Annotated in this window: 41 protein-coding genes and 1 pseudogene; 34 read left to right on the top strand and 8 right to left on the bottom strand. The window is 35.9% G+C overall.

Features of this window, described 5'->3' with window-relative positions; genetic code table 11:
• A complete protein-coding gene (locus BQ2679_RS08170; RefSeq protein WP_075567714.1) occupies positions 1-1,014 on the bottom strand; it encodes a lactonase family protein in 1,014 nt (337 codons plus the stop codon).
• A 185-nt stretch (positions 1,015-1,199) separates the two neighbouring features.
• Here BQ2679_RS08170 and BQ2679_RS08165 point away from each other — a divergent pair, with 185 nt between their 5' ends.
• From BQ2679_RS08165 to BQ2679_RS08150, 4 genes are all read left to right on the top strand, one after another.
• Complete coding sequence (locus BQ2679_RS08165; RefSeq protein WP_075567713.1) at positions 1,200-2,363, top strand: AI-2E family transporter; 1,164 nt, start codon at positions 1,200-1,202, stop codon at positions 2,361-2,363.
• Complete coding sequence (locus BQ2679_RS08160; RefSeq protein ID WP_075567712.1) at positions 2,353-3,585, top strand: tetratricopeptide repeat protein; 1,233 nt, start codon at positions 2,353-2,355, stop codon at positions 3,583-3,585. The genes BQ2679_RS08165 and BQ2679_RS08160 overlap by 11 nt, the downstream gene beginning before the upstream one ends.
• A 170-nt stretch (positions 3,586-3,755) precedes the next feature.
• Positions 3,756-4,592, top strand: a complete 837-nt coding sequence (locus BQ2679_RS08155; protein WP_075567711.1) for a DegV family protein — start codon at positions 3,756-3,758, stop codon at positions 4,590-4,592.
• 108 nt (positions 4,593-4,700) lie between these two features.
• Positions 4,701-4,976 (top strand): HU family DNA-binding protein, encoded by a 276-nt coding sequence (locus BQ2679_RS08150; RefSeq protein WP_075567710.1) that lies wholly within the window; start codon positions 4,701-4,703, stop codon positions 4,974-4,976.
• Positions 4,977-5,061: 85 nt separating this feature from the next.
• Here the strand turns inward: BQ2679_RS08150 and BQ2679_RS08145 are convergent, their stop codons facing one another.
• Positions 5,062-6,204, bottom strand: coding sequence for a tyrosine-type recombinase/integrase (locus BQ2679_RS08145; RefSeq protein ID WP_075567709.1), 1,143 nt, complete (start codon positions 6,202-6,204; stop codon positions 5,062-5,064).
• A 156-nt stretch (positions 6,205-6,360) separates the two neighbouring features.
• Between BQ2679_RS08145 and BQ2679_RS08140 the strand changes: the two genes are divergently transcribed.
• Positions 6,361-7,125 carry a hypothetical protein gene (locus BQ2679_RS08140; protein WP_075567708.1) on the top strand — a complete coding sequence of 255 codons (765 nt, stop codon included), beginning with the start codon at positions 6,361-6,363 and terminating at the stop codon, positions 7,123-7,125.
• Here BQ2679_RS08140 and BQ2679_RS08135 read toward each other — a convergent pair.
• From BQ2679_RS08135 to BQ2679_RS08120, 4 genes are all read right to left on the bottom strand, one after another.
• Positions 7,114-7,815, bottom strand: coding sequence for a hypothetical protein (locus BQ2679_RS08135; RefSeq protein WP_075567707.1), 702 nt, complete (start codon positions 7,813-7,815; stop codon positions 7,114-7,116). The two genes, BQ2679_RS08140 and BQ2679_RS08135, sit on opposite strands and share 12 nt — an antisense overlap.
• 107 nt (positions 7,816-7,922) lie before the next feature.
• On the bottom strand, positions 7,923-8,456 hold the full coding sequence (locus BQ2679_RS08130; RefSeq protein ID WP_083237589.1) for an HIRAN domain-containing protein: 534 nt from the start codon (positions 8,454-8,456) through the stop codon (positions 7,923-7,925).
• Positions 8,457-8,460: 4 nt separating this feature from the next.
• Positions 8,461-8,853 (bottom strand): ImmA/IrrE family metallo-endopeptidase, encoded by a 393-nt coding sequence (locus BQ2679_RS08125; protein ID WP_075568078.1) that lies wholly within the window; start codon positions 8,851-8,853, stop codon positions 8,461-8,463.
• Positions 8,837-9,208, bottom strand: a complete 372-nt coding sequence (locus tag BQ2679_RS08120; RefSeq protein ID WP_075567706.1) for a helix-turn-helix domain-containing protein — start codon at positions 9,206-9,208, stop codon at positions 8,837-8,839. Before BQ2679_RS08120 ends, BQ2679_RS08125 begins: the two co-directional genes overlap by 17 nt.
• 299 nt (positions 9,209-9,507) lie before the next feature.
• Between BQ2679_RS08120 and BQ2679_RS08115 the strand changes: the two genes are divergently transcribed.
• Genes BQ2679_RS08115 through BQ2679_RS10895 form a run of 3 tightly spaced genes read left to right on the top strand, consistent with a single transcriptional unit; the run spans position 9,508 to position 10,086 of the window.
• Complete coding sequence (locus BQ2679_RS08115) at positions 9,508-9,723, top strand: transcriptional regulator (protein ID WP_075567705.1); 216 nt, start codon at positions 9,508-9,510, stop codon at positions 9,721-9,723.
• 3 nt (positions 9,724-9,726) lie between these two features.
• Positions 9,727-9,924: a hypothetical protein gene (locus BQ2679_RS08110; RefSeq protein ID WP_015971705.1), complete on the top strand. Its 198-nt coding sequence runs from the start codon at positions 9,727-9,729 to the stop codon at positions 9,922-9,924.
• Between the two features lie 9 nt (positions 9,925-9,933).
• On the top strand, positions 9,934-10,086 hold the full coding sequence (locus BQ2679_RS10895; protein ID WP_167350221.1) for a hypothetical protein: 153 nt from the start codon (positions 9,934-9,936) through the stop codon (positions 10,084-10,086).
• On the opposite strand, the gene BQ2679_RS08105 is transcribed toward BQ2679_RS10895, so the two are convergent.
• On the bottom strand, positions 10,040-10,699 hold the full coding sequence (locus BQ2679_RS08105; protein ID WP_075567704.1) for a hypothetical protein: 660 nt from the start codon (positions 10,697-10,699) through the stop codon (positions 10,040-10,042). The two genes, BQ2679_RS10895 and BQ2679_RS08105, sit on opposite strands and share 47 nt — an antisense overlap.
• 56 nt (positions 10,700-10,755) lie before the next feature.
• Between BQ2679_RS08105 and BQ2679_RS08100 the strand changes: the two genes are divergently transcribed.
• Complete coding sequence (locus BQ2679_RS08100) at positions 10,756-11,469, top strand: ORF6C domain-containing protein (protein ID WP_075567703.1); 714 nt, start codon at positions 10,756-10,758, stop codon at positions 11,467-11,469.
• 11 nt (positions 11,470-11,480) lie between these two features.
• Complete coding sequence (locus BQ2679_RS10840) at positions 11,481-11,645, top strand: hypothetical protein (RefSeq protein ID WP_159427235.1); 165 nt, start codon at positions 11,481-11,483, stop codon at positions 11,643-11,645.
• Here BQ2679_RS10840 and BQ2679_RS08095 read toward each other — a convergent pair.
• On the bottom strand, positions 11,624-11,833 hold the full coding sequence (locus tag BQ2679_RS08095; RefSeq protein WP_075567702.1) for a hypothetical protein: 210 nt from the start codon (positions 11,831-11,833) through the stop codon (positions 11,624-11,626). The genes BQ2679_RS10840 and BQ2679_RS08095 overlap by 22 nt on opposite strands.
• Before the next feature lie 202 nt (positions 11,834-12,035).
• Between BQ2679_RS08095 and BQ2679_RS08090 the strand changes: the two genes are divergently transcribed.
• The 24 genes and pseudogenes from BQ2679_RS08090 (at position 12,036) to BQ2679_RS07985 (ending at position 24,375) form a co-directional block, all read left to right on the top strand.
• Positions 12,036-12,224 (top strand): helix-turn-helix domain-containing protein, encoded by a 189-nt coding sequence (locus BQ2679_RS08090; RefSeq protein ID WP_075567701.1) that lies wholly within the window; start codon positions 12,036-12,038, stop codon positions 12,222-12,224.
• A 77-nt stretch (positions 12,225-12,301) separates the two neighbouring features.
• A complete protein-coding gene (locus tag BQ2679_RS08085) occupies positions 12,302-12,613 on the top strand; it encodes an excisionase (RefSeq protein ID WP_075567700.1) in 312 nt (103 codons plus the stop codon).
• Position 12,614: 1 nt separating this feature from the next.
• Positions 12,615-12,812 (top strand): hypothetical protein, encoded by a 198-nt coding sequence (locus BQ2679_RS08080; RefSeq protein ID WP_075567699.1) that lies wholly within the window; start codon positions 12,615-12,617, stop codon positions 12,810-12,812.
• A complete protein-coding gene (locus tag BQ2679_RS08075; protein WP_075567698.1) occupies positions 12,806-12,997 on the top strand; it encodes a hypothetical protein in 192 nt (63 codons plus the stop codon). Before BQ2679_RS08080 ends, BQ2679_RS08075 begins: the two co-directional genes overlap by 7 nt.
• 90 nt (positions 12,998-13,087) lie before the next feature.
• Entirely contained in the window at positions 13,088-14,017 is a 930-nt protein-coding gene (locus BQ2679_RS08070; RefSeq protein WP_075567697.1) for a phage replisome organizer N-terminal domain-containing protein, read from the top strand.
• A complete protein-coding gene (locus tag BQ2679_RS08065; RefSeq protein WP_075567696.1) occupies positions 14,017-14,211 on the top strand; it encodes a hypothetical protein in 195 nt (64 codons plus the stop codon). Before BQ2679_RS08070 ends, BQ2679_RS08065 begins: the two co-directional genes overlap by 1 nt.
• Positions 14,211-14,429, top strand: coding sequence for a hypothetical protein (locus tag BQ2679_RS08060; protein ID WP_075567695.1), 219 nt, complete (start codon positions 14,211-14,213; stop codon positions 14,427-14,429). Before BQ2679_RS08065 ends, BQ2679_RS08060 begins: the two co-directional genes overlap by 1 nt.
• A 95-nt stretch (positions 14,430-14,524) precedes the next feature.
• Positions 14,525-14,941 (top strand): single-stranded DNA-binding protein, encoded by a 417-nt coding sequence (ssb, locus tag BQ2679_RS08055; protein WP_075567694.1) that lies wholly within the window; start codon positions 14,525-14,527, stop codon positions 14,939-14,941.
• A gap of 9 nt (positions 14,942-14,950) precedes the next feature.
• A complete protein-coding gene (locus BQ2679_RS10835) occupies positions 14,951-15,118 on the top strand; it encodes a hypothetical protein (RefSeq protein ID WP_159427234.1) in 168 nt (55 codons plus the stop codon).
• A 17-nt stretch (positions 15,119-15,135) separates the two neighbouring features.
• The gene (locus BQ2679_RS08050) at positions 15,136-15,645 is read left to right on the top strand and encodes a DUF1642 domain-containing protein (protein WP_075567693.1); all 510 of its coding nucleotides are present in this window, start codon (positions 15,136-15,138) and stop codon (positions 15,643-15,645) included.
• A complete protein-coding gene (locus tag BQ2679_RS08045) occupies positions 15,645-16,031 on the top strand; it encodes a YopX family protein (protein ID WP_075567692.1) in 387 nt (128 codons plus the stop codon). The genes BQ2679_RS08050 and BQ2679_RS08045 overlap by 1 nt, the downstream gene beginning before the upstream one ends.
• Positions 16,024-16,263 (top strand): hypothetical protein, encoded by a 240-nt coding sequence (locus BQ2679_RS08040; RefSeq protein WP_075567691.1) that lies wholly within the window; start codon positions 16,024-16,026, stop codon positions 16,261-16,263. Before BQ2679_RS08045 ends, BQ2679_RS08040 begins: the two co-directional genes overlap by 8 nt.
• 19 nt (positions 16,264-16,282) lie before the next feature.
• A complete protein-coding gene (locus BQ2679_RS08035; RefSeq protein WP_075567690.1) occupies positions 16,283-16,510 on the top strand; it encodes a DUF1372 family protein in 228 nt (75 codons plus the stop codon).
• Positions 16,507-16,977: pseudogene (locus BQ2679_RS08030) on the top strand (MazG-like family protein); the annotation flags it as partial. The gene BQ2679_RS08035 and the pseudogene BQ2679_RS08030, both read left to right, overlap by 4 nt.
• Before the next feature lie 6 nt (positions 16,978-16,983).
• Positions 16,984-17,211, top strand: coding sequence for a DUF3310 domain-containing protein (locus BQ2679_RS08025; protein ID WP_083237599.1), 228 nt, complete (start codon positions 16,984-16,986; stop codon positions 17,209-17,211).
• Complete coding sequence (locus BQ2679_RS10890; protein WP_167350220.1) at positions 17,201-17,365, top strand: hypothetical protein; 165 nt, start codon at positions 17,201-17,203, stop codon at positions 17,363-17,365. Before BQ2679_RS08025 ends, BQ2679_RS10890 begins: the two co-directional genes overlap by 11 nt.
• 49 nt (positions 17,366-17,414) lie before the next feature.
• Entirely contained in the window at positions 17,415-17,840 is a 426-nt protein-coding gene (locus BQ2679_RS08020) for an ArpU family phage packaging/lysis transcriptional regulator (protein ID WP_075567689.1), read from the top strand.
• Between the two features lie 155 nt (positions 17,841-17,995).
• Entirely contained in the window at positions 17,996-18,562 is a 567-nt protein-coding gene (locus BQ2679_RS08015; protein WP_075567688.1) for a site-specific integrase, read from the top strand.
• A gap of 237 nt (positions 18,563-18,799) precedes the next feature.
• Complete coding sequence (locus tag BQ2679_RS08010) at positions 18,800-19,144, top strand: HNH endonuclease (RefSeq protein ID WP_075567687.1); 345 nt, start codon at positions 18,800-18,802, stop codon at positions 19,142-19,144.
• A 230-nt stretch (positions 19,145-19,374) separates the two neighbouring features.
• Entirely contained in the window at positions 19,375-20,835 is a 1,461-nt protein-coding gene (locus BQ2679_RS08005; protein ID WP_075567686.1) for a phage portal protein, read from the top strand.
• Positions 20,828-22,069 (top strand): hypothetical protein, encoded by a 1,242-nt coding sequence (locus tag BQ2679_RS11110; protein WP_244491724.1) that lies wholly within the window; start codon positions 20,828-20,830, stop codon positions 22,067-22,069. Before BQ2679_RS08005 ends, BQ2679_RS11110 begins: the two co-directional genes overlap by 8 nt.
• Positions 22,069-22,308, top strand: a complete 240-nt coding sequence (locus BQ2679_RS07995) for a hypothetical protein (protein WP_075567685.1) — start codon at positions 22,069-22,071, stop codon at positions 22,306-22,308. Before BQ2679_RS11110 ends, BQ2679_RS07995 begins: the two co-directional genes overlap by 1 nt.
• 106 nt (positions 22,309-22,414) lie before the next feature.
• Complete coding sequence (locus tag BQ2679_RS07990) at positions 22,415-23,827, top strand: terminase (RefSeq protein ID WP_075567684.1); 1,413 nt, start codon at positions 22,415-22,417, stop codon at positions 23,825-23,827.
• Between the two features lie 83 nt (positions 23,828-23,910).
• Positions 23,911-24,375 (top strand): capsid assembly scaffolding protein Gp46 family protein, encoded by a 465-nt coding sequence (locus BQ2679_RS07985; protein ID WP_075567683.1) that lies wholly within the window; start codon positions 23,911-23,913, stop codon positions 24,373-24,375.

Raw genomic sequence — 24,375 nt, 5'->3', positions numbered from 1 at the left:
TTATTTTTTAAAAGCAATGCAAACCGCTTCTGGTACCTGGAAGTCATTAGATAGTTCAGCTAAACGACCGTTTTCAGAATTACGTTTAAATACAGTTACATTATCAGAATCTTGGTGAACAACGAGTAAAAATTCTTGATCAGGAGTTAAATCAAAATCTCGCGGAGTTTTACCATTTGTTGGAACAAATTCAAGTAGTTCTAGACTGCCATCAGCAAGAATCGTATATACAACAATTGAGTCATGTCCACGATTAGAAGCATAGAGATATTTACCATCTTTTGATAATCGGATAGCAGCAGTTCCGTTAAAATCATTGAATCCCTCTGGTAGAGTTGAGATGGTCTGTATGCGTTCAAATTCACCAACACCATCATAGATTAAGACTTCAATTGTACTATTCAATTCGCAAATAAGGTAAGCTATTTTATAATGATGGTGAAAAACAAGATGGCGAGGGCCTGCTCCTGGATTACTATGGTAAGTCGCAATTTCTGTTAATTGACCTTCAGAGCTCAAGTCATATGTAGTAACTTGGTCAGTCCCCAAATCACAGGTAAGAAGGTATTTATCTGGCGTTAAGTCAGCAAAGTGAACGTGTGGAGAAGCTTGATTTTCATGTGGTCCATGACCACTATGTTGATCCATAGCAGCTAATTCAAGACTTCCGTCCTCTTTCCGTTTATATACCAGAACTTGACCTTTATGGTAGTTAGCAGCATAAACAAGGTTTCGTTTATCATCCACTGAAACATAGCAATGAGGTGCCCCTTCTTCAACGACGTGATTAAGGAGGGTTCCATCAGTCTGATAGGCGGCGATTCCTCCTTGACCATCTTTGCTACCAACAGTATAGAGATGATTGACATCATCAAATGCTAGATAGGTTGGACTTGGTTCGTTTGCAAAAAGTTTTAAATGTGATAACTGGCCAGTTTCTGTATCAAAATCAGCCTTATAAATTCCTTGGGAAGTCCGACGAGTATAGGTCCCAAAATAGACAGTTTCTTTCATATTCATACCTCGAAATAAATATGATTCTATTATACCATAAAACAAATGACTGGTTTAAAAATGCTACAAGAAGGAAATCAAAAAATAGTAAAAAATAATTCTTTCATTTCCAGGAGGACCATTTTTAAAATGCCTTATTTTATCTAAAAATGGTATAATGATAGAATAAAGGAAAGGAAGATGAAATGGAACAAAAAGAGAAACAGTTTAACCTTTCATGGTTTTTTAAATGGTTTTTAGATAACAAAGCCGTTACAGTTTTCCTAGTAGCCTTGCTATTAGGACTCAATATTTTTATACTCAGTAAAATCAGCTTTTTATTTATACCTGTAATAGACTTTCTATCCGTAGTTATGTTGCCGGTTATTTTATCAGGACTGCTCTTTTACCTCTTGAATCCACTAGTGGATTTGATGGAGAAGTACAAGATAAACCGTGTTTTAGCCATTAGTATTATCTTTGTCATTATTGCTATTTTCTTGATTGTTGGACTGGCCGTTGCCATTCCAAACCTTCAACGTCAAGTAGTTGCTTTTGCGCAAAATGTACCGACTTATCTCGAAGATGCTGACAGAGTTATTGATGATCTTGTTACCAAGCGTTTGCCGGATGACTTTAGACCACAATTGGAGCAAGTTTTAGCTAATTTTTCAACACAAGCAACTGCTTGGGCAAGTAATATTTCTTCTAAGGCTGTTAACTGGGTGAGTGCTCTTATCAGTGGAACTTCACAGGTCATTGTCGCTCTAATTATCATGCCATTTATGCTCTTTTATCTCCTTCGAGATGGAAAAGGACTGAGAGACTATATTACTCAATTCTTACCAAATAAATTGAGAGAACCAGTTGGTAAGGTACTTTCAGATGTCAATCAACAACTTTCCAATTATGTTCGAGGACAAATTACGGTCGCTGTAATCGTAGCTATCATGTTTATTATCTTCTTTAAGATAATTGGGCTTCGATATGCTGTTACTTTAGGTATTACAGCTGGTATTCTTAATTTAGTTCCTTATCTAGGTAGTTTTCTTGCAATGATTCCAGCCCTTGTTTTGGGTTTGATTGCTGGTCCTGTTATGCTCTTAAAAGTTATTATCGTTTTCATTGTAGAGCAAACTATTGAAGGACGTTTTGTTTCTCCACTGATTTTGGGTAGTCAATTAAATATTCACCCAATTACCATTCTTTTTGTACTGTTAACTTCAGGATCCATGTTTGGTATTTGGGGTGTATTGCTAGGTATTCCAATCTACGCTTCCGCAAAAGTAGTCATCTCAGCAATTTTTGATTGGTATAAAGGAGTTAGTGGACTTTATGAACCAGTAGAGGAGACTGAAGGTGAACAATAGTCAACAAATGCTCGAGGCCTTGGAGCAACAAGATTTATCAAGAGCTGATTCTTTTTTTGAAAAAGCTTTAGAAGAAGATTCAGATGAAATTCTTCTTGAACTAGGTTCATATCTAGAAGGTATTGGGTTTTATCCTCAAGCTAGTCAAATCTATGAAAAATTATCGCCTAAATTTCCAGAAGTTAATATCAGCTTAGCATCTATTGCTAGTGAAGATGGATTAATAGAAGAAGCTTTTGCATATCTGGAGAATATAAGTCCGGAAAGTGATTGGTATGTATCAGCCCTAGTATTAAAGGCAGATTTGTACCAAATGGAAGGCTTGACGGATGTAGCACGTGAGAAGCTCCTAGAAGCCCGTAATTACTCTGATGATCCTCTTCTAATATTTGGTCTGGCAGAATTAGATAGTGAGCTAGGAAACGATTTAGAAGCAATTAAGGGCTATGCTCAATTAGATAATCGTGCTATCTATGATCAAACAGGAATTTCGACCTATCAGAGAATAGGTCTTGCTTATGCACGACTTGGTAAGTTTGAATCTGCTATAGAATTTTTAGAGAAAGCCTTAGAATTAGAATATGATGACCAAACAGCCTTTGAGCTTGCAAGTCTCTATTTTGATCAAGAGGACTACCAGAAAGCCGTCCTATACTTTAAACAACTAGACACTATTTCACCAGATTTTGAGGGTTATGAGTATGGTTATAGTCTAGCACTCCATAAGGAGCATCGGACAGAAGAAGCTCTTAAAATAGCTCAACAGGGCTTGTCAAAAAATCCTTTTGAAACTCGTCTCTTACTCCATGCTTCTCAGTTATCTTACGAATTGCATCAACCGGAACAAGCGGAGACATATCTGTTACAAGCGCAAGAGAATGCTGAAGATCAGGAAGAGATTTTGTTACGCTTGGGGACACTCTATCAAGAGCAGGAACGTTATGAGGATATTATAGCTTTAAAAACATACGAACCTGAAAATCTTTTGACTAAATGGATGATTGCAAAAAGTTACCAAGAGCTTGAGGAGCTTGAGTTTGCAGAGGAAATTTATAAGGAACTTGCTCCAGACCTTAAGGACAATCCAGAGTTCTTGGAGCAGTATATTTATTTATTAAGAGAGTTAGGTAAGCTAGAAGAAGCAAAAGACTACATTCAATCCTATCTACAAATAGTACCCGATGATTTGCAAATGCAAGATTTGTATGATTATTTATCTTAAATACAAAAGGAAATCACCAAGCATAGGTGATTTCCTTTTTGTTGATAAAAAGAACTATAAATTGCGTTAAATTTAGGTGGATTGAGTATGAACTTTTAGTATTTTTTTGATATAATTGTTATAGTTAAATTAAAGAAATTTTATTTGAAAAGAATAGAAAGATCAGAGATATGACACAAGTAAAGATTGTAACAGATTCTTCTGTTACTATTGAACCAGAAATCGTTAAAGAATTAAATATTACAGTTGTTCCGTTGTCTGTAATGATTGACAGCGTTCTTTATTCTGATGCAGATTTGAAAGAAGGAGAATTCCTTCGCTTGATGCAAGAAAGTAAAAATCTTCCAAAAACAAGCCAACCTCCAGTTGGACTCTTTGCTGAGATTTTTGAAGAACTTGGGAAAGACGGTAGTAAGATCCTAGCAATTCATATGTCCCATGCCCTTTCTGGAACTGTAGAAGCAGCGCGTCAAGGAGCAAGTTTATCAACTGCAGATGTCACTGTTTTGGATAGTTCATTCACAGATCAGGCATTGAAGTTCCAAGTTGTTGAAGCTGCTAGATTGGCTCAAGAAGGACAAGACATAGAAGCAATCGTTTCTCATGTTGAAGAGGTTAAGCGAAATACAGAGCTTTACATTGGTGTTTCTACCTTGGAAAACCTTGTAAAAGGTGGTCGTATTGGTCGTGTTACTGGTCTCTTAAGTTCACTTTTAAATATTCGAGTCGTTATGCAAATGAAAGATAATGAGCTGCAACCAATTGTCAAAGGACGTGGAGCAAAAACCTTTAAAAAATGGTTGGATGAGTTAGTAGTATCTCTTTCAAATCGTTCAGTCGCTGAAATTGGTATTTCTTATGCAGGCACAAATGAATTTGCAAACGAGATGAAAGCTGTTCTACAACCTTACGTTGAAAAACCAATTTCAGTCCTAGAAACAGGCTCAATTATCCAAACTCACACGGGTGAAAATGCCTGGGCTATCCTAATTCGATATAATTCCTAAAAAAACAGAGAAAAAGTTAAATTAATAGTGTTTTTAGCTTGACCTAAAGGGAATTTTAGGTTATGATTATAAGTGTTAATTAGAAAAAATTTTGGAGGATTCATTAACATGGCAAACAAACAAGATTTGATCGCTAAAGTAGCAGAAGCTACAGAATTGACTAAAAAAGATTCAGCAGCAGCAGTTGACGCTGTATTTAAAGCAGTAACTGAATTCCTTTCTGCTGGTGAAAAAGTTCAATTGATCGGTTTCGGTAACTTTGAAGTTCGTCACCGTGCAGCTCGTAAAGGTCGCAACCCACAAACTGGTAAAGCGATCAAGATCAAAGCTTCTAAAGTTCCAGCATTCAAAGCTGGTAAAGCTCTTAAAGAAGCAGTTAAATAATAACTTTACAAAAAGCCTGTTGTATCAAGTATTTAAGCTTGAGTGACAGGCTTTTTTTGTGTATAGGGGGCAAATAAGGGGCAAATTATAAAGAATCGAGCAAGTCCAAAATATTATCATCCATCTTTTTAGTGACGTGTGTGTAGATTTTATTAGTCGTTCGAGAGTCGGAGTGACCAACTCTTGCCATGATTGCTTTTAGAGGTACATTGTTTTCTGCCAATCTACTAACAAGAGTATGCCTAAAAATATGCGAGGTAAGATGTTTGTCGATTGGTTTTTTTAAACGTTTATTTGCTTTCTGGATTGCTAAGTTGAAAGAATTATTTTGAATTGGTATACCGTTTTTGGTAACACAGATAAATCCAAGATCATTGAATGTTTTTCGAGTGTTTTTAGTAAGTTCATTTATTGAGATAAATTCTTTTAAAATTTCAATTTCTCTTTTTGATAAAGAAACAGTTCTGAAGCTTGCAGCAGTTTTTGTAGTTGTTTTAAATCCTTTTGAATACCCTACTGTTTTATCTAGAGTTCCATGGATTTTTACCGTCTTATTATCAAAATCAATATTTTCTAGTTTAATAGCAATAGCTTCACCAATTCGACAACCATTGTATGACATAAATTCTGCAAGCAATCCTAGTCTATATGTGTTCTTTGTCCTGTATAATTCTTCTAATAATCTTTTTAGTTCATCCTCTTCCAAAAATTTCTTTTCTGTCTTTTCTAATTCTTCGATTGTTTTTATTTGTTTTGGAAGTTTTGCTCGTCTTGCAGGGTTGTCTTTGATGTATTCAAGATTAACTGCATAATCAAGCGATAGATTTAAAATCATTTTATAGCGCTCTAGTTTTGAACGAGAAATATCTAGATCATTTAAGAACCGCTGGATATATTTAGTGTCTATATTCTTAACTTTAATTTCTGTATCGAACGCTTCCTTAAAATCATTCACGCTACTTGTAAGAGAGCTGATAGAACTACCTTTGATTTCTTTCTGGTAAAATGTCCACCACTCATCTAAAACGTGATGGTAAATCACATCTGTTGATTGTAAATTCTGTAAAGTTTCTTCTATGCGTTCATCCAGTAGTTTTTGAGCTTCTTTCTTTGCTCTTGATGTACCAGAACTAAGCGTTACAGATACCCTCTTCAATTTTTCAGTGTATGGGTCTTTATACCGTTCAAAAAATTTATACTTTCCATTCGGAAGTTCTTCCATCCACATTGATTTTACCTCACTATTTTGATAAAATGGGTATAAGAAAACGACCTTTTGAATGGTTGTTTCTTATACATGATTTCCTCACACTCAAAGTTTGGCGATGGCGAGTGTGAGGATTTTTATGTTACAATACTATAAAAGACTATTTGGAGCGACAATATGAGACAAATAAAAATAATTCTTATAATTATTTCTTTGATATGGACATTGGTGAACTTTTATCAAGCTTTACTTTCACATAATGTGATGAATCTGACTGGTTTCGTCGGAATTGTTCCCATTATTGCAGCTTTGTATTCCGAAATCGATTGGCTTTATATTCATTGGAACAAATTTAGAGCCTATATATTTTTAAAAACAGTTTCTTTTACCCCAAAAAGTTCTATGTTTTTAAAAGAAACTATTACACTTAACCAATTAGAAAAGAAAATCCGATCCGTACTTAAGGGAAATGACTATTCCATAAATGAAGCTACTTTCAGTAAAACTCATGAAGATATCTATATAGATATAGAATCATCAAGAGGTATAAAAAATAAGTTGAGTATTAGTTTACATCCAGAAAGCAACGGACAGAGACTGATATTCAAGGCTGACTATCAATTAGCGTATAGAGATGTAAAAAAACAGTGGGACTCTTTTTTGTTACTAAGAGATAATCTGTTTTCTATTTATTCTAGGGAAGAAAGTAGCAAAGAACGGTTTGATGTAACCATTAAGACTGATAAACATAGGAAATATAATCCATTTTACAGAATGACTGTACGACATCTTGGAAAAAAAGAAGTAAAGAAATTTGATTTGCAATTTAAGGACAATGATCTATCGGTCAAAACTACCCTAAATAAGATTTATGGAACATCTAATAATCGTCAAGACATAGAAAAATTAATTAAAGAATATATCCCGTTGTCACGGTTGTGATAGCACTCCAATTTTCATTAGTGTTGCGATAGAAAATTCTAGCATCGGATATTCTCTTTGTTCGGAGATATCTGTCAAAGATGTGAAAGAGAGAATAGTACCAGACTGAGTCAGCATTATAGTTCTTGATTTACCCAATATATCCAATGTACCTATTATTTTTGTTGCTTCATCATTTTCCAAAGCTTCGATTGCTTCATCGTTTACATCGACCTCGTCTCCTGAAAACGACTTACTTGAGACACCAGCATCAGTACTATTAAAACTAACTCCTTTTGTTTGTGGCATCATGTTGGAAATTGCCATTAAATCAAATTTTAACGATGTATAATTAATATTTAGTGTATCAATTTTTTCCAATTCTTTTAAAAATTTTTTTGCGGTAGGAGTTGTTGTAGTCAAAAATAACAATTGATCAGTTTGCGAATAAAAAATATCGAATTCAAATGCTTTTTGGTAATTGTCGTATTGTTGATATTCGTCAGCATCGGAGTTATATACCAAGATTTCATCGTCGATTGTCTTTGTGTAACTTCCTTTAAATTTAGTGTATACTTTTCCTTCTATGGTCAATGTTTGGCCAGTTGTTGTAATTGAGCCAATGGTAACATTGGCTTTTTTAATATCTGTAGTCCCGTTCGGTATTTCAAATTCAGAAACTTGTCTAACAGAAATAGAAGTGGCTCCCATAAGATTTTACTCCTTTTTTTAAAATAATTTTAACTACCAGTTAATTTATAAAACTCTTCCTGAATCATATCCTCACATCTTTGCTTGCAGGCGGTGTGGGGATTTTTTTATTTAGCGATTTTCCATATTGTCAAATCAAGATAATAAGACAATTCTTTTTTGCGTTCTAGAATTTTTTCAGTATCTAAATCTACCGTTTTGTAAGGTCCACCTCGACCAGTTAAGATAGCATCATATCTGTACTTCTTATTCTGGACCATAAAAGCGATTTTTCTTGCTATTTCAGCCGGTATATAACCAACAAATGTGTTATTGACTAAAACTTTTATTGCATTCTTATCATGCTTATTTAAAGGTTCTCTTTGAAGAATGACATCAACCGTTTTAAGTTTATTGTATTTGTAAACAGTTTTATAAGTTCTTAATATGTATGATTTTAAGTATTTATTATCTTTCCCAAAATAGTGTTCTCCACCACTTAAAAAATCAGCAACTTGGTAAGCTTCTTTTTTGTGATAATTGGTCCCCATTAACAGAAAGCTGTCATGAAAAATGATAGTTTCTTTAAATTCAGTTTTTGTATCTAAATTGTCCTTTGTGGATGAGAAAATATTAGGGAATAATTTTGAAAGAATACCCATTATGTTACGCTCCTAATTTTTCTATAAATCTATAAAACTCTTCCTGAATCATATCTTCGCCCCAGGTTGTTGAGATTTTGTGTCTTTCTGCGAATTGGAGCCAGTTGAAGTCTGATACTTCGTACTGTGCGAGTTCTTCTGAGATGAGATGTCGAATCATGAAGCGGTCTGCTTCGTTCTCATATTTATATAGCAGCCGTTTGTAATTGGCTGGGTCGTGGTTTATGTGCCCTAATTCGTGCAAGATGACTTTTTCTCTCTCCTCTATGGATAAGTCCTTATTAACGTAAATGATGCGCTCATCGGGGAAATAGAAGCCCCTACGCTCCCACATTGTCTCAGGGAAGAGATAGAGTGTGACCTGGTATTCACCCAGTAACTCATTCACTTTCAATATCGGACACCCCCAAAGAGAGTTTAATGATCTGTGCAATCTTGTCTACATCTTCATCTGACAATGGTTTGCCATCAAACAGAACTACACGTTCACGAAGATTGGACAAGTCAACGGTACGACCATCAGCAGTAGTGACAATTCCACTAGCAACATTAGGATTATCAGTACGACCTAATAGATAATCAGTCGAAACATTAAAATATTCAGCAATTTCTTGAAGTCGCTCAGAGTTAGGCGCCTTCTTTTTTAATGAATAAAAATAATTTGTACTATAACCCAAAGTTTCTTCTAGTTTTGACAAAGCAATTCCTCGCTTTTTAGCAAGTTCTTTGATTTTTTCAAACGTTGAAAACATTGTTAAATCAACCTTTCTACGCATTACAAAAAATATTCTAGAAAAAAGTATAGAAAAGTGTTGACAAGTTCTATAAAATAGTATAGAATGTATATTGTAAAGCGAAATATAAAGCGAAAACAAAAGAGAAAAGACAAACTAAAAATAAAAGCTTTGGCGAGCGTTGTGATTGGTTTAGAAAGTCCTTTGTTTATGTTTTTCTTATACTTTGATTATAGACTTTAGTCTAGAAAAAGTCAAGAAATTCTATAAAAAAGTTTTCGCTTTGTGTTTCTCTAAAAAAAAGAAAGGAGCTACACATGAGCACTCAACACCAAAAATGGAACGAACTGGTAAAACAAAAAATGGCTGAGCGCAATTGGAATAACGCTGACTTGGCTCAAGCGATTGGATTCAAGCGAACATCAAGCGTTATTACAGAATTATTCAACATCGGTAAGGGTTCTGATGATTTGAAATTAAAGATTTCAAAAAAACTAGGAATTTCAGAATCATGGGAAAGATTTGAGGAGTAAGAAATGAATAATACAGCTCAAAAAGTAACAAGAATTGATAAAGATGCATGGGATATCGCTACTGAACTAGCCAACGAATACGGTGTATCTATCTGCCACATCATCAGCGAAAGTGTTCGCTATTGTGCAGAAAATGCTGAGTTTAAAGAAGTTGACGTTGTAGTTAAACGTTTATCTGTCGGTGGCAAAGTGCTGGAGTAGGAGTAAACTATGAAAGAAATTGAAAAAAATGCCCTCAATGATGTTTTGAGGACAATTATGATTATAAATAACAAAATTGAAGAAATTATCGAAATTCAAAAGCAGCAAGAACTAGCTATTTCTTATCTTCGGGGGATGATAGCAGGTTCTGAGTCCGAGTGATTCTATCTTGAGATTGTTGGATAAATGACTGATAGTCAATTTGTGGCGTTATTAAACTAAAATCTTTCTTGTATTTAAGAGAAGAATGAGACTGTTGCTTTTCTAACAGACTTAATATCCTGTTTAGCTTTTTAGTTAGTTTATCATCAAGTTCATCTAATGTAACGATCTTATCATTGCGATTTTCAGGCATTACAAAGTTTTCAAAGCTTTTCATTTTAGCTTTTAAATCCTTTTTGGATTGCCCTATTTTCCCAACAGAAAGGTTATAGAAAACAGTTCTTTGGGATATAACATCAAAAGGAAGTCTATTACCCGCTTGTATGATAGGAACTAAGGGGAGTTCTAACGCTTGTCGAAATCCTAGTTCATAAAATGCATTCGGATTGTGGCCTGTCATATCTGCTACAACCATTGGAGCAGTCTTGAGGTAGTTGATGATAGTTTCATTGATATTATCAACTGCATCTACTTGGTCAACTCGCACCGGTTTATACCCTAATTCCTCACAGACAGGGGATATCAGGTAAGAAAATACCTCATCTGCTCTATCTCTAGTCTCTGTTCCAGATTCACCAATAGCAGTCACAATAAAACAAATTTTTTCAGTCATAATTATACTCCGCAAACTTAATTATCTTTATTATACCAAATTTAGGAAGGAATGCTATGAACGAAATTTTTAATTTCCACGGACATGAAGTCCGTACGATGACAATCAATGATGAACCATGGTTCGTTGGTAAAGATGTCGCTGACATATTAGGATATAGCAAAGCAAGAAATGCAATCGCTCTTCATGTTGATGAAGATGACGCCCTAAAACAGGGCCTCACAGATAATCTTGGAAGAACACAAGAAACTATCATCATCAACGAGTCAGGTTTATATTCGCTTATCCTATCGAGTAAATTGCCACAAGCAAAAGAATTCAAGCGTTGGGTGACATCAGAGGTTTTACCAGCTATTCGCAGACAAGGTGGTTTTATCCGTGAGGACTTGGACGAAGATGCCTTCATCGCTCTATTTACTGGACAAAAGAAATTGCGTGAGCAACAAGTCACAATGCTTGAAGATATCGACTATCTCAAGAATGAACAACCAATCCATCCTAGCTATGCTCAATCACTCTTGAAGAAGCGTAAAGCTCGAGTAGTTGCTTGTCTCGGTGGGATTGATAGTCCAGCTTATGCAGATAAGACATTTGCTCAATCAGTGTTCAGACAAGCTGAGATTGATTTCAAGGATCATTTCAATATCAGTCGCTATGACTTGCTACCAAAGAAATTTGCAGAAGCAGCATTGAAATATTGGATGACTTGGGAACCAAGTACCAATACTAAGATGAAAATTATGGAAATGAACACTTTTAGTCAAGCATAAGGAGGGAATAAATGAAACCAAGACGATATCCGTATAGTGGGAAAAGAAAAAGCCTTGATAACTCAGCAATAAAATGCAATCGCATCAAGGCAGTTGATATCAAGTTGGATAAATCAAGTCTTACTTTTAAAGAAGACAAGATTATCATACGAGGTCAGTCCATTACTGGTGTATAAGTTCCGTCTGGTTCGAGACGAAGCGGTTTATTACAATCTACGTTGACCGTTCCATCTGGTAACATATCGTAATTGATAATTAAGCCATTTGGATAGATTGTTTCAACGTATGTGTGTCCTGGACCTTTTACATGAACAACTTTAGTAACTTGATCTTGAGGTATTCCAGTATTGATAGTCATTTCCATCGGCGACACTCCTTTCTGTTTAAGATTTTGACTAAAACGGTGAGAGGTCCTAGTCAAAAAATATTATATGATAAAAAACAATGTTTGTCAATATATTGTGTAGACGAGGAGTAAAAATCTAAAGATTACACAATATATAGTGTGATGGTATATATAAGCACAAAAAATATAAAAATAAAACTAGATAAGGAGAAAAACAGATATGCTTTGGGAAAAAATATCTGAAAAACTTTCAGAACGAAATTGGACAGTTTATAAACTTTGTTTAAAAGCAGGTATAGGAACTGCTGGAATCTATCGTTTAAGAGATGGAGAAGTGAAAGATTTGTATTTTGACACAGTTAAGAAAATTGCTGATGCACTGGAAGTCAGTATAGATGAACTAAGATAACAAAAAAGCACCTGACTGCAATCAGGCACTTAGAAAATTATTCAAGAAAATTATATCACAGAAAGAGAGGGAAATCCATGCCTAAAGCAGAAATTACTTATAAACCAGTAGGAATTAACGAAAAAGCAACTCATGGTGATTATACACATCTTTGTCAGATGTGGGAAGGTCTTACAGTTGGAACTGCTAAAGTCTGGGCTACTGAGATGAGAAATCATCCAGACTTCAAACAATTTATTGACAATCCAACTCATAAGTTAGTGTTTATCAATTATGAAGGTTTTCGATTATTCGTTAAATGGAAAACTAGAAATCGTTACCGAACCAAAAAAGAAACTCTGGCAGAAATGCTAGAAAATCTTAAAAAAGAAAAACAATTGGAGTTTTAACATGAACCTATTAAACAGAATAAAATTATATTTTTCAGGAATTATCGAGGAAGTAAACCTCGATTGGAAGAAAGTCGCTCTGGAAATTAATCAAAAATTGATTGAACTACAAATGAAATACCAGGATGCAATTCAGCGTATTGCAGATCTTGAAAAAAGGGTATCAATCTACGAAGAGAAGGAGAAAACAAAATGCTAGAATACCTATATTTAATAACAATCGCACTCGTATGCCTTTGGGTGCTAGTAAATGAAATGGATAGTCATGCTAAAGCTAAAAAGGAAAACCAACAACTAATTGCGAACAACATCGCTCGTATGAATCTAAGAAACTCAGATAAACAATTTACATATGATGTAGATCCACCAGTAGGATTGAAATAAGGATAAAAATATGAGTGTAAGTCGTATCCGAACAGAAAAATCTTGCTGCTGTTATGAACATCGACTTAGAAAAACATTGAGAGGATAGCTATGTCTGAAATTAAATGGATTAAGATTACGACAGATATTTTCGATGATGAAAAGATTTGTCTCATCGATGCACTTCCTGATCATGATGCTATTTTGGTAATTTGGTTTAAAATCTTAGCGTTAGCTGGCAAACACAATCGAAATGGACTACTGATGATGTCAGACAAGGTTCATTATACTGATGAAATGCTTGCTACTATCTTCAGAAGACCATTAAATACTGTAAGAATGGCCATTGGAATTTTTGAGCAATTCGGAATGGTTGAAATCATTGATGGTATTATCGCTTTGCCAAATTGGGAGAAGCATCAAAATATTGATGGGATGGAAAAAATAAAAGAGCAAACAAGAAACCGAGTAGCTCGACACCGAGAAAAACAGAAAAATCTTGCTCTTAGTGGTAACGTTACATGTAACGTTACAGTAACGGAAAGTAACGCAACAGAAGAAGATAGAGATAAAGATAAAGATAAAGAATTAGATAAAGATAAGAATATAAATAATCATCATAATAGTGAAAATCAAATTCAAATTATTGTCGAAGAATATCAATCTCGTATCGCACCATTAGATGGAACTCAATTTGCAATCATAAAGGAATTCATCGAGCTAGATAATATGGAAACAGAAGTTGTCCTGAAAGCAATAGGACTTGCTGCTGATAATGGTAAAAGAAACTTTAGTTACATCAAGGCTATCTTGACTAATTGGAAAAATGATGGGATTTTAACGGTTGCAGCAGTCGATGAACGTGAGAGAAATTTCAAAGAGAATAAAAATAAAGGTTCCATCAATCAATCAAACAAGAAATCTAATGTTCCTGAATGGTCTAATCCAGATTATGTAAATACAACAAGTGAAGAGACCAAAAAGGAATTAGAAAAAAAGAAAAAAGAAATGTTAGAAAGATTGAAGAAAGGAGATAAATGATGTTCATTTTAAAACATGGAACAAAAGAAGACAAACCTTTCTTGAAATCTGTTGATGTGGCAGTTACTGGTATAGATATTTCCTTTTCAGATGAAAACAAAGCATTAAGGTTTGCTTCTCGTGGTGCAGCTATTCAAGTAGGAAGAGCTCTAAGAAGTTCTTTTGGAAATTTCTATCCAGTAGAGGTGCCATAATGTTAAAGCTCTATTTTGTCTTCAATGGACATCGAAGGTTATTTCTTGGAGAATACAACAATGTTGATGACCTCATTGAAGACATGATGGACCATCAATGGGCACATTCTGGGATAACTAAACCACATTTTGTAAAACATATCAAAAAGGACAGCGTTAGATTTGATTATGGCGCAAGGGATTGCTACTATTTAGCAACTTTTTCAGGAGGAAAATAAAATGATTGAACTTATTAAAGAATTTGGAATGGCTATTCTGTGGCTATTTATCGGCTACTTAGTCGGGGAACGTGCAGCAAGAAAGGAAAAGAAAGATGATCAATAATGTTGTTTTGGTAGGTCGATTGACTCGTGACCCTGAATTAAGATATACACCATCAAATATTGCAATTACGACATTCAACCTGGCAGTCAATCGTAATTTTAAGAATCAAGCAGGTGATCGTGAAGCTGATTTTATTAATTGCATGATTTGGCGCCAACAGGCTGAAAATTTCGCAAACTGGTGTAAAAAAGGAAATCTTGTAGGAATTACTGGCCGTATCCAAACTCGTAGTTATGATAATCAACAAGGGCAACGTGTCTATGTAACAGAAGTCGTAGCTGATACATTCCAATTACTAGAAAAACGTGATAACTCTGCAAATCAGTCAAATATTGAAGATCAGATGCCAGCAAGTTTCGGAGCTACAAATCCTTTGGATATTTCAGATGATGATATGCCATTTTAGGTGATTTATATGAATGATGACTTAAAGAAGCAGCTAATTGAAGGCTATGAGCGAGAGATTGAGAAAGCAGAAGCACACATATCAGAATTAACTGAACCATGTGTTAAATCACTTGCACATTCACGGGCAGAAGAACGTGGATACTGGAAAAAAACGAGTGAAGGAATACGAAAGTAAAATCAAGGAGTTAAAGAATGAATAAGCAAGAATTGATTGATAAAATTGAAAGTTTACCAAGTCACACTAGTATTACTAGCTTTAGACCGTATGTTGACAAGAAAGTTGTTTTGGGGTTAATCAGTCAGTTAGACGAACCCGAAAAAGTCACAATTCCGCAGTTTGTGGCGGATTGGATTGAGGAATCAAAACAATCTTGTAAAAATGTTGTGGAATTTTTCAAATACAAATACAAAAATATTGAAATGATTAAATGGATTGAATCGGAAAAACGATTTGATTTAATCGCTCGAGCTTGGCTTGACGGATACAAGGTCGAGTTAGAACCGAAGTATATTGTGAAGTTGAAAGGGATTTGTGGAAATCACGAAACTTTGAACTGCGAAAAACATTTGAAAGAATGGCTTTTCTCAAGTCAGGAAGAAAACTCACTTTATAAAACAAAACACACCCGAAAAGAGTTAGAAGATGCGGGCTTTGGTGAAGTGTTTAACAGTCCATTGTTCGAAGTCGAGGAGGTGGAGTGATGATACCAAAATTTAGAGCGTGGTTGAAGAAAGAACAGAAAATGGATAATGAAATTGACCACATCAGTTGGCTAGAGGATGAGTTATATTGTATTGGGGATGGAATTACTTACATGGTTTCAGCAGAAGATTTAGTACTCATGCAGTCAACAGGGCTTAAAGATAAGAACGGCAAGGAAATCTTTGATGGGGATATAGTTGATTACAAAGGCAGAGAAGCAGTTGTCAAATGGCACGGTTCTTACGCAAGTTTTATTTACAGATTTGTAGATGGACTGCAAGAAAGGGTTTCAGAATGGGACCCACTATTTCTAGCTTGTTATCACTTTGAAATCATTGGCAACATCTACGAAAACCCAGAGCTTTTGGAGGTAAAAGATGAGTGACTTTATAAAAAGTATCGGAGCAGTAACATTGATGTTATCAACAGTTGCATTCGTTTTCCTTACTTTTTGCTGGCTTATTGAATGGTATTTTACATGGATATTTTCAATTTTCCCAATCAAACCTTATTTAACACCAATTTTTTTGTTAGCACATTCTTTCATTTTTGGAGTGTTGGTCTTTCTTTTAGGGAGTTTAATTGAACTAATCGGCAAAAGGAAATCTAAAAGATAAAAAAACAGGAGGTTATAGAATGAAACGCTTCTTAATCGGATATTGCCTATTATCAACTTGCTTGTTATTCATGCAACAGAAACCCTTGCTAGTCTATCATGCTGATAGTAAATATCAGATTACTGGCAAGGTTGAAGAAAAACGAAAAATCGGAAGACTATTCACTATCACGGTAAATGGGAATGTGTTCGTGGTGCGTGAAGAAAAATATAAAAACATTGAAATAGGAGATGATATTGAATTATGAACACACTAGAAAACGTAAAGCAATGGTTTATTGATCGTGACCTTGAAAACGGTGGACGATTAGACAAGCAGTCTTTAAAGCTCAGTGAAGAATTTGGAGAGTTATGCGCTGGCTATCTCAAAAAAAACGAACAGCTCATGAAGGACAGCATTGGAGATTGTGCAGTCGTTATTGTTGGTCTGGCCTTATTAATTAAGGAAGATGTGAATCAGATTTTTAAAGAGTCTGAGAATATCAGTAAAAAAGACGTACTTGATTGTTTCAACTTAATGAATGCTAATATCAGTGAATTTCAGTTATCTCAGAATCTTGCAAGTAAGGAAATGTGCAGACACAATCTGGTACGATGCATTGGTTATCTAAAAAATCTTGTATATGACTTTGATGAATGTTTTGAAATGGCATACCAGGAAATTAAAGACCGTAAAGGTCGCTGGATTGATGGTTCATTCGTAAAAGATGAGGATTACCTTGTGATTGATAATGTAAACAAGCCAAGCCATTATCAAGGCTCAAAAGGTCTTGAAAGTATTGAAGTAATTGATAATTTTATTGGTAACTTAATTGGTAAGGCTGCATGGTGTTGGGGAAATGCAATCAAGTATCTACTACGTTTCCAAAAGAAGAACGGTATTGAAGATTTGAAGAAAGCTAGAAAGAACCTTGATTGGTTGATTGAGGAGCAGAAGCATGAGAATTAAGACAGCAAATGGCTCTATCGTCAATGTTAATAAAACAAAGCGTAGTATCACGATTGAAGGAATTGAGTTTGGATCAGATTGTCGTGCTTTGGTCTCTAAACATAGAGATGGTACAGGGACTATTACATTAGTCTTTGATGGAAAAGTTATTTAAAAATTCAATAGGCTTAGAAGTATTACATGGCATAGAAAAGAGGTGAACGATGCCTTTCTTTCCTGATATTAATGAATCAAAAACAAAAGAAAATGCCAAAAGAATTCTGAGAGGATATCTCAGATGGAGAAGAGTAGCTAATGACATAGATGGACAGAAGGTAACAACAACCTACTCATTTATGCCACGGTCTCAATCTTCAGTCAGGGTTAGCCAAGTTGAGAAATTAGCCATCCGAAAAGTTGATGCTGAACTTGAACTTGATGCGATTGAACAAGCAGTAAGTGGTCTACATGATCCCCTCTATCGTAGAATACTTTTTGAAAAATACCTTCAGTGGGATTGTAAGAAAGATGAAGCAATCTTAATGGATTTATCACTTTCAGAAAGTTCTTATTACGATATTTTGGACAGGGCCTTAATGGCATTTGCTGAATTATATCGCAATGGTGAACAGGTTGAAATTTTGGAATAAAAATGGAGTTTTCTTGGAGTTTTTTTGGAGTTTTCTTGGAGTAAATTTGGAGTAAGTTCGGAGTAAATATATAATTTAATGTGCTAAAATTATATTATGAAATAATTATGAAGGCAGGCACAACCTGCCTTTTATTGTAGTTTGGAGGTGATATTGTGAGAAAAGTAGAACCTATTCGTGAACTTGACGACATTGAGCGAATGAAAGATTATTTGAAGTCAAAGAATGAGCGAAACTACGTTCTGATTATGTGTGGTCTGTACTCTGGAATGCGCATCAGCGATATCATACCTCTTCAGGTCAAACAAGTTACAGGTGATAGAATAGAAGTCGTCGAGAAGAAGACAGGGAAGGTCAAGAGATTTGCCATCAATCCAGAGTTAAGAAAGACTTTAAATCACTACATCAGAGAAAATAACCTTCAAGGGTATGATTATCTTTTTCCTAGCAAAAAGAAAGTTAGAACTGATGGAGTTAGAATTGCTCATATCGGAAGAGTTGCAGCTTATCAAATTTTAAAACAAGCTGCTGAACATGTTGGTCTGAAGAATATTGGAACACACTCGATGAGAAAATCATTTGGCTATCATCATTACAGACGAAATCAAAATGTAGCGATTTTGATGGAGTTGTTTAATCATTCATCACCAGATATCACACTTGACTACATTGGCATTAAGCAAGATGAATTGGATGATTCGATGATGAATTTTAGCTATTAAATACCTATTTATTTAACACATTGAGAAAATGTAAATTAGTATTTAATAAAATAGATGTAAGCACTTGCTACAAGTGATGTTTAAGGATGTTGATTTTATTTAACAGAATATAAGATATGTTAAATATACGAGGGTGCCAGAGATTAAAAAACACCCCCCTACTAGATTAAAAAAACACCCACTCCTACATCATAGAATTCCACCCCGTACCCACTAAAAAGAAAGGACCCTCCCTAAATGAATACCCCCCAAGATAGACCAGATCGGAGTGGTCCTCACCGAGTCGCCTTTGAAAAAAACAAGAAGATTATTATTAAGACAAGAAATACTTGTGGGATTTGTGGGCTACCAGTAGACAAGTCATTGAAGTATCCACATCCTTTGTCACCAGTCATTGACCACATCATTCCAATTAATCGGAACGGTCATCCATCAGACATCAATAACCTACAGCTCGCACACTGGCAGTGCAATAGACAGAAGTCTGACAAGCTTTATGCTGATGATAAAACAACAAGTACAACTGTTGTTGGTAACAGGAACTTGCCACAATCGAGAGATTGGACAAAATATAAATCTTAATAAAATAAAAAATATAAATCTTAATAAAATAAGATAAAAAAAATATAAAATTATTTTTTTAAGAAAAACATAAATTAACAGAATACTAGATTTTTAGAAAAATGTAATGTATGAGGAAAGTCCTAGTTAAGGATAGGGGGGTGTCCCCCTCCCACTAGGCGCTCGAGGGCTTCACGCCGTCACTGTACATATTTTTTCACGCCAAATCATCACAATGAAAGGAGAACGGTTTGGAATTAAGAGGAATTGACTATCTCAGAAAAAAGTTGAATCTCTATCAGAGTAGGGTTAACCTGAGATATAAACATTATGCGATGCAGCATCATGAATCTCCGTTAGGAATCACAATTCCTGCTCATATCAGAGTTAAATATAAGTCTGTCCTTGGATGGGCAACTAAAGGTGTAGATAGTCTTGCAGATCGTTTGATTTTTAGAGAATTTGCAAATGATGATTTTGAAGTCATGGAAATCTTTAATCGCAACAATCCTGATATCTTCTTTGATAGTGCCATTTTGGCAGCGTTAATAGGATCTTGCAGTTTCATCTACATTTCTAAAGGGGAAGATGATGAGGTGAGATTACAAGTTATTGAAGCAAGTAATGCGACTGGAGTTATTGACCCTATTACAGGTTTGCTCTTAGAAGGATATGCTGTACTATCTCGTGATGATTATAATCAACCAACGCTTGAAGCGTATTTTGAACCAAATGCCACTCATTTCATCCCTAAAAATGGAAATCCATATTCGGTATTAAATGAAACTGGTATTCCATTACTCGTTCCTGTTATTCACAGGCCTGACGCGGTTCGTCCTTTTGGTCGTTCACGAATTACTAGAGCAGGAATGTATTATCAAAAATACGCTAAACGGACACTAGAGCGTGCTGATATTACTGCTGAATTCTATTCGTGGCCACAGAAATACATTATCGGTCTGGACCCTGATGCCGAACCGTTAGAAAAGTGGAAGGCAACTGTTTCGAGCTTATTAACTATTTCATCTAGTGACAATGGTGAGAAACCAAGTATTGGACAATTCACGACGGCAAGTATGTCACCATTCACTGAACAGCTAAGGACAGCAGCAGCAGGATTTGCTGGGGAAATGGGCTTGACCTTGGATGACCTTGGTTTTGTATCAGATAATCCGTCATCAGTAGAAGCAATCAAGGCTAGTCATGAGAATTTGCGATTAGCTGGACGTAAGGCTCAGAGGTCGCTTGGAGCAGGTTTACTTAACGTAGCTTATGTTGCAGCGTGCTTACGTGATGAGTTTCATTATGCAAGAAGTCAATTCGTTAGTACAACTGTCAAATGGGAGCCTTTGTTTGAAGCTGATGCTAACACAATGACTATGATTGGTGATGGTGTTGTGAAGTTAAATCAGGCATTGCCAGGATACATCAACGCAGAAACCATCCGAGATCTTACTGGTATTGCAGGAGATATGTCTGCTAAACCTGTTGTAGAAATTCCACAAACATCATCTAATGTAGAAACCGGAGAAGATAAACAGAAAAATAGAATTATTTCAACCTATGAAATCACATCTCTTTTAAGTAACTACCAAAAAGGTGTTTTATCGAAAGAAAATGGTATTTCTTTGTTAGTATCAACCGGCATCAACCCTACTGAAGCTGAAGAAATGTTGAACAGAACAAAAGTTTTGGAGCAAGTAGATGAATGATGATATTGATGTACTACCTAGACTTCTGGAAGAAGTAAAAAATGAATTCGAGCTTGCTTATGGAGAAAGTGAGATTATCCGAAATGCTTTTGCCACGTTGGAAGCCAAACAAGCAACTTACAAAACAGCAAATGAGTTTGCGATTGAAATTGGTGAAATTCTTTCTAAGGCTCTAGGAGCTTCTATAAGCGCTGATAAACTACCAAACGGTAAAATGTATTACAATATCGCCCATCGCTTGCTGACGGACGTGCTAGGACGAAATCACGAGCTTGTAAGTGGTTATGCTAGCGATGTTCAGAAGAATTTGAATGATAAAGCGAAAATCGGTTTGAAAGTTCAAGCTCCTGAATTAAATCTGGATCGAGTAGCCGGTATTGTCAATCGTTTTTCCTCTGAGGAGAATTTTGAGGATGCCAGTTGGTTGCTCGGTGAACCTATTGTGAAATTCACTCAATCAATCATTGATGATAGCATTCGTAAGAATGCGGAGTTTCATTACAAGGCAGGATTGCAACCTGAGATTGTCAGAACATCTTTTTTTCATTGCTGTGAGTGGTGTCAAGAAGTTCAAGGGAATTATAAATATCCAAGAGTTCCGAAGGACGTTTATAGAAGACATCAGCATTGTCGTTGTATTTTAGACTATGATCCTAAAAACGGAAAAACTCAAAATGTTTGGACGAAAAAATGGAATTCTATAGACAAAGAGAGAGTTGAGCGTAGGAAGTTAATTGACGTAGTATCTGTTGACGAACGAGAGCAAAAACGCTATAATAGGGTTATGAAGAGTAGTGGTGCTGTGTATGGCGCTTGGAATGATAGAAATGATCCATATAATAAAGAGCGTGAACGGCATGCTCAAGAATTTTATGAGAGTGTACGAAATCGAAATAAGCAACATGAAATAGTGAAGGTATCTAACAATAGCGGTCTTTCACAATCAGATGTTGAGAAGATTTATAACCATATTTTTATTAATGAGTATGATTTAGAAGATGGTCGGAAACGTTTCGACCCCAACTATGATATGGCTGAGAGTTGGAGACGACTTTCAGAGATTGGTGGTAAGAATATTCAACCTCACGACCTTGTAATGCTAAATCACGAGTTGATGGAACATGATTTGATGGCAAAGGGAATGAAGTACGATGAAGCCCACGAACTCACTAATAAAACCTATAACTACCAAAAAGCGTGGATTGCTTGGATGAAAGAGAAAGGAGACCTATAATGCTTAAACTTATTAAAATTTTCAATTCAAAAAGTAAGGGTTATTGGTATATTCCTGAAAACCGTGACCCAGGTATGATTGAGATTGATGAGCGAACTGGTGAAGTTACAGTTGTCATTGAGTCGAATTATGATAAAGAACTAGGTTATCCTTACTATGCGAACAAGGCTCGTGGAGCAGTGAAGCAGATGTGGGATAAGGGAGAATTACCAAGCGAGAAATCATTCGCTTGGGGATAAGCACTTAGAAAATTCTAGGTGCTTTTATTGTGCTTTTGTTTAGGAGGTGATCCGATATCTCCCAGCGATAGGGTTATCATGCGATGACGATTGAAAGGAAAGTGGAATGGCGAGGAAGAAACTTGGCAATCAGAATCCTACTCAATCGGTGATTTTAAAATACGTCAAGAAAAATTCAAAAGCTAAAGAAGCGATTGAACTTTACGAACGGACTGGTCTTTCTTGCTATGCTTGGCAGAAAAATCTGCTATTGCCTTTAATGGCAGTAGATAAAAACGGACTATGGGTACACCAAAAATTTGGCTACTCTATACCTCGTCGTAATGGTAAATCAGAAATCCTCTATATAGCTGAAATTTGGGCGCTTCATAAAGGATTGAACATTCTGCATACAGCGCATAGAATTTCTACATCTCATGCCTCTTTTGAAAAAGTTAAACGATACCTTGAGAAAATGGGGTATGTTGATGGTGAGGATTTCAATTCCATTCGAGCTAAGGGTCAAGAAAGAATTGAGCTATATTCAACAGGTGGTGTTGTCCAATTCCGTACCAGAACATCAAATGGTGGTCTTGGTGAAGGTTTTGATATGCTGATTATTGACGAGGCCCAGGAGTACACGACTGAGCAAGAATCTGCCTTGAAGTACACGGTAACGGATAGTGAGAATCCTATCACAATCATGTGTGGAACACCTCCGACACCAGTTTCAAGTGGTACGGTCTTTACTAAGTACCGTGAGACTTGCCTTTTCGGAAAAGGGAAGTATTCTGGCTGGGCTGAGTGGTCGGTTTCTGATGAAAAGGAAATTGACGATGTTGAATCCTGGTACAATTCAAATCCATCTATGGGCTATCACTTAAATGAGCGTAAGATTGAAGCAGAGCTTGGTGAGGATAAGTTGGACCATAATATCCAGCGTTTGGGATTCTGGCCAACATACAATCAGAAATCTGCTATCTCTGAAACTGAATGGAATGAGCTCAAGGTGGATGATGTTCCAGAATTATCTGGCAAGCTATCTGTTGGTATTAAGTATGGTCAAGACGGAACGAACGTGGCATTGAGTATTGCTGCACGGACCAAGGATGGCCGTTTCTTTGTAGAAACTGTTGATTGTCAATCTGTTCGTAATGGTAATGAGTGGATGGTCGCTTTTCTGAGACAAGCTGATGTAGCTCAGATTGTTATCGATGGCGCAAGTGGTCAAAAAATCCTGGACGAAGAGTTGAAGGACTATAGAATCAAGAATGTGATTCTGCCAACGGTGAAAGAAATCATCGTGGCCAACGCTCTTTGGGAACAGGGAATTTACCAGAAGACCATCTGTCACGCTGGCCAACCATCTCTATCAAAAGTAGCCACAAATTGCGATAAGCGGAATATTGGCTCAAACGGTGGCTTTGGTTATCGATCGCACTTTGACGATATGGATATTTCTTTGATGGATAGTGCTTTGCTTGCGCACTGGGCTTGTGCTACGACTAAGCCTAAGAAAAAGCAAAAAATTAGTTATTAAAATAAGCGGTCAGGTGGCTGCTTTTTTTGATGCCCAAAAAAATTACCGAACTGCCGGGAAAGCAGGAGAAAGGAGACATGAGAATGTCAGAATTTAAACCAATCACTACACAGGAAGAATTTGATGCTGCTATTAAGGGGCGCTTATTTCGAGAGAAAGAGAAGTATGGCGACTATGACCAGCTCAAATCTCGTGTTGCAGAATTGGAAGAAGAAAATGTTGGCTTGAAGTCAACGATTGAAGCTACTAATCAAAGTAAGGCAGATGCTGACAAGCAACTTGAAGATTTGCAGAATCAAATAGCTGGTTATGAGACGGCTAATCTACGAACTCGTGTGGCTTTGCAACATGGTTTGCCTTACGACCTTGCAGATCGTTTGCAGGGAACTGATGAAGAAAGCTTGAAAGCTGATGCAGAGCGCTTAGCTGGTTATATTAAAAAATCTCAACCAGTTGCGCCAATCAGAGAGACAGAGCCACAAGTTGGTGATAACAAAACAATGCAAATGAAGTCAATGCTTCGAGAATTAAATCATACAGGAGAATAA

The organism is Streptococcus timonensis (assembly GCF_900095845.1).
GTDB lineage: Bacteria > Bacillota > Bacilli > Lactobacillales > Streptococcaceae > Streptococcus > Streptococcus timonensis.
This window is presented reverse-complemented; position numbering and strand designations above follow the sequence as displayed.

What these genes read in the sequence shown, in the direction of transcription:
- BQ2679_RS08170 (WP_075567714.1), bottom strand. Translation starts at nt 1,014, where the DNA reads ATGAAAGAAACTGTCTATTTTGGGACCTATACTCGTCGGACTTCCCAA.
- BQ2679_RS08165 (WP_075567713.1), top strand. Translation starts at nt 1,200, where the DNA reads ATGGAACAAAAAGAGAAACAGTTTAACCTTTCATGGTTTTTTAAATGG.
- BQ2679_RS08155 (WP_075567711.1), top strand. Translation starts at nt 3,756, where the DNA reads ATGACACAAGTAAAGATTGTAACAGATTCTTCTGTTACTATTGAACCA.
- BQ2679_RS08150 (WP_075567710.1), top strand. Translation starts at nt 4,701, where the DNA reads ATGGCAAACAAACAAGATTTGATCGCTAAAGTAGCAGAAGCTACAGAA.
- BQ2679_RS08145 (WP_075567709.1), bottom strand. Translation starts at nt 6,204, where the DNA reads ATGTGGATGGAAGAACTTCCGAATGGAAAGTATAAATTTTTTGAACGG.
- BQ2679_RS08140 (WP_075567708.1), top strand. Translation starts at nt 6,361, where the DNA reads ATGAGACAAATAAAAATAATTCTTATAATTATTTCTTTGATATGGACA.
- BQ2679_RS08135 (WP_075567707.1), bottom strand. Translation starts at nt 7,815, where the DNA reads ATGGGAGCCACTTCTATTTCTGTTAGACAAGTTTCTGAATTTGAAATA.
- BQ2679_RS08130 (WP_083237589.1), bottom strand. Translation starts at nt 8,456, where the DNA reads ATGGGTATTCTTTCAAAATTATTCCCTAATATTTTCTCATCCACAAAG.
- BQ2679_RS08120 (WP_075567706.1), bottom strand. Translation starts at nt 9,208, where the DNA reads ATGTTTTCAACGTTTGAAAAAATCAAAGAACTTGCTAAAAAGCGAGGA.
- BQ2679_RS08115 (WP_075567705.1), top strand. Translation starts at nt 9,508, where the DNA reads ATGAGCACTCAACACCAAAAATGGAACGAACTGGTAAAACAAAAAATG.
- BQ2679_RS08110 (WP_015971705.1), top strand. Translation starts at nt 9,727, where the DNA reads ATGAATAATACAGCTCAAAAAGTAACAAGAATTGATAAAGATGCATGG.
- BQ2679_RS10895 (WP_167350221.1), top strand. Translation starts at nt 9,934, where the DNA reads ATGAAAGAAATTGAAAAAAATGCCCTCAATGATGTTTTGAGGACAATT.
- BQ2679_RS08105 (WP_075567704.1), bottom strand. Translation starts at nt 10,699, where the DNA reads ATGACTGAAAAAATTTGTTTTATTGTGACTGCTATTGGTGAATCTGGA.
- BQ2679_RS08100 (WP_075567703.1), top strand. Translation starts at nt 10,756, where the DNA reads ATGAACGAAATTTTTAATTTCCACGGACATGAAGTCCGTACGATGACA.
- BQ2679_RS10840 (WP_159427235.1), top strand. Translation starts at nt 11,481, where the DNA reads ATGAAACCAAGACGATATCCGTATAGTGGGAAAAGAAAAAGCCTTGAT.
- BQ2679_RS08095 (WP_075567702.1), bottom strand. Translation starts at nt 11,833, where the DNA reads ATGGAAATGACTATCAATACTGGAATACCTCAAGATCAAGTTACTAAA.
- BQ2679_RS08090 (WP_075567701.1), top strand. Translation starts at nt 12,036, where the DNA reads ATGCTTTGGGAAAAAATATCTGAAAAACTTTCAGAACGAAATTGGACA.
- BQ2679_RS08085 (WP_075567700.1), top strand. Translation starts at nt 12,302, where the DNA reads ATGCCTAAAGCAGAAATTACTTATAAACCAGTAGGAATTAACGAAAAA.
- BQ2679_RS08080 (WP_075567699.1), top strand. Translation starts at nt 12,615, where the DNA reads ATGAACCTATTAAACAGAATAAAATTATATTTTTCAGGAATTATCGAG.
- BQ2679_RS08075 (WP_075567698.1), top strand. Translation starts at nt 12,806, where the DNA reads ATGCTAGAATACCTATATTTAATAACAATCGCACTCGTATGCCTTTGG.
- BQ2679_RS08070 (WP_075567697.1), top strand. Translation starts at nt 13,088, where the DNA reads ATGTCTGAAATTAAATGGATTAAGATTACGACAGATATTTTCGATGAT.
- BQ2679_RS08065 (WP_075567696.1), top strand. Translation starts at nt 14,017, where the DNA reads ATGTTCATTTTAAAACATGGAACAAAAGAAGACAAACCTTTCTTGAAA.
- BQ2679_RS08060 (WP_075567695.1), top strand. Translation starts at nt 14,211, where the DNA reads ATGTTAAAGCTCTATTTTGTCTTCAATGGACATCGAAGGTTATTTCTT.
- ssb (WP_075567694.1), top strand. Translation starts at nt 14,525, where the DNA reads ATGATCAATAATGTTGTTTTGGTAGGTCGATTGACTCGTGACCCTGAA.
- BQ2679_RS10835 (WP_159427234.1), top strand. Translation starts at nt 14,951, where the DNA reads ATGAATGATGACTTAAAGAAGCAGCTAATTGAAGGCTATGAGCGAGAG.
- BQ2679_RS08050 (WP_075567693.1), top strand. Translation starts at nt 15,136, where the DNA reads ATGAATAAGCAAGAATTGATTGATAAAATTGAAAGTTTACCAAGTCAC.
- BQ2679_RS08045 (WP_075567692.1), top strand. Translation starts at nt 15,645, where the DNA reads ATGATACCAAAATTTAGAGCGTGGTTGAAGAAAGAACAGAAAATGGAT.
- BQ2679_RS08040 (WP_075567691.1), top strand. Translation starts at nt 16,024, where the DNA reads ATGAGTGACTTTATAAAAAGTATCGGAGCAGTAACATTGATGTTATCA.
- BQ2679_RS08035 (WP_075567690.1), top strand. Translation starts at nt 16,283, where the DNA reads ATGAAACGCTTCTTAATCGGATATTGCCTATTATCAACTTGCTTGTTA.
- BQ2679_RS10890 (WP_167350220.1), top strand. Translation starts at nt 17,201, where the DNA reads ATGAGAATTAAGACAGCAAATGGCTCTATCGTCAATGTTAATAAAACA.
- BQ2679_RS08020 (WP_075567689.1), top strand. Translation starts at nt 17,415, where the DNA reads ATGCCTTTCTTTCCTGATATTAATGAATCAAAAACAAAAGAAAATGCC.
- BQ2679_RS08010 (WP_075567687.1), top strand. Translation starts at nt 18,800, where the DNA reads ATGAATACCCCCCAAGATAGACCAGATCGGAGTGGTCCTCACCGAGTC.
- BQ2679_RS11110 (WP_244491724.1), top strand. Translation starts at nt 20,828, where the DNA reads ATGAATGATGATATTGATGTACTACCTAGACTTCTGGAAGAAGTAAAA.
- BQ2679_RS07995 (WP_075567685.1), top strand. Translation starts at nt 22,069, where the DNA reads ATGCTTAAACTTATTAAAATTTTCAATTCAAAAAGTAAGGGTTATTGG.
- BQ2679_RS07990 (WP_075567684.1), top strand. Translation starts at nt 22,415, where the DNA reads ATGGCGAGGAAGAAACTTGGCAATCAGAATCCTACTCAATCGGTGATT.
- BQ2679_RS07985 (WP_075567683.1), top strand. Translation starts at nt 23,911, where the DNA reads ATGTCAGAATTTAAACCAATCACTACACAGGAAGAATTTGATGCTGCT.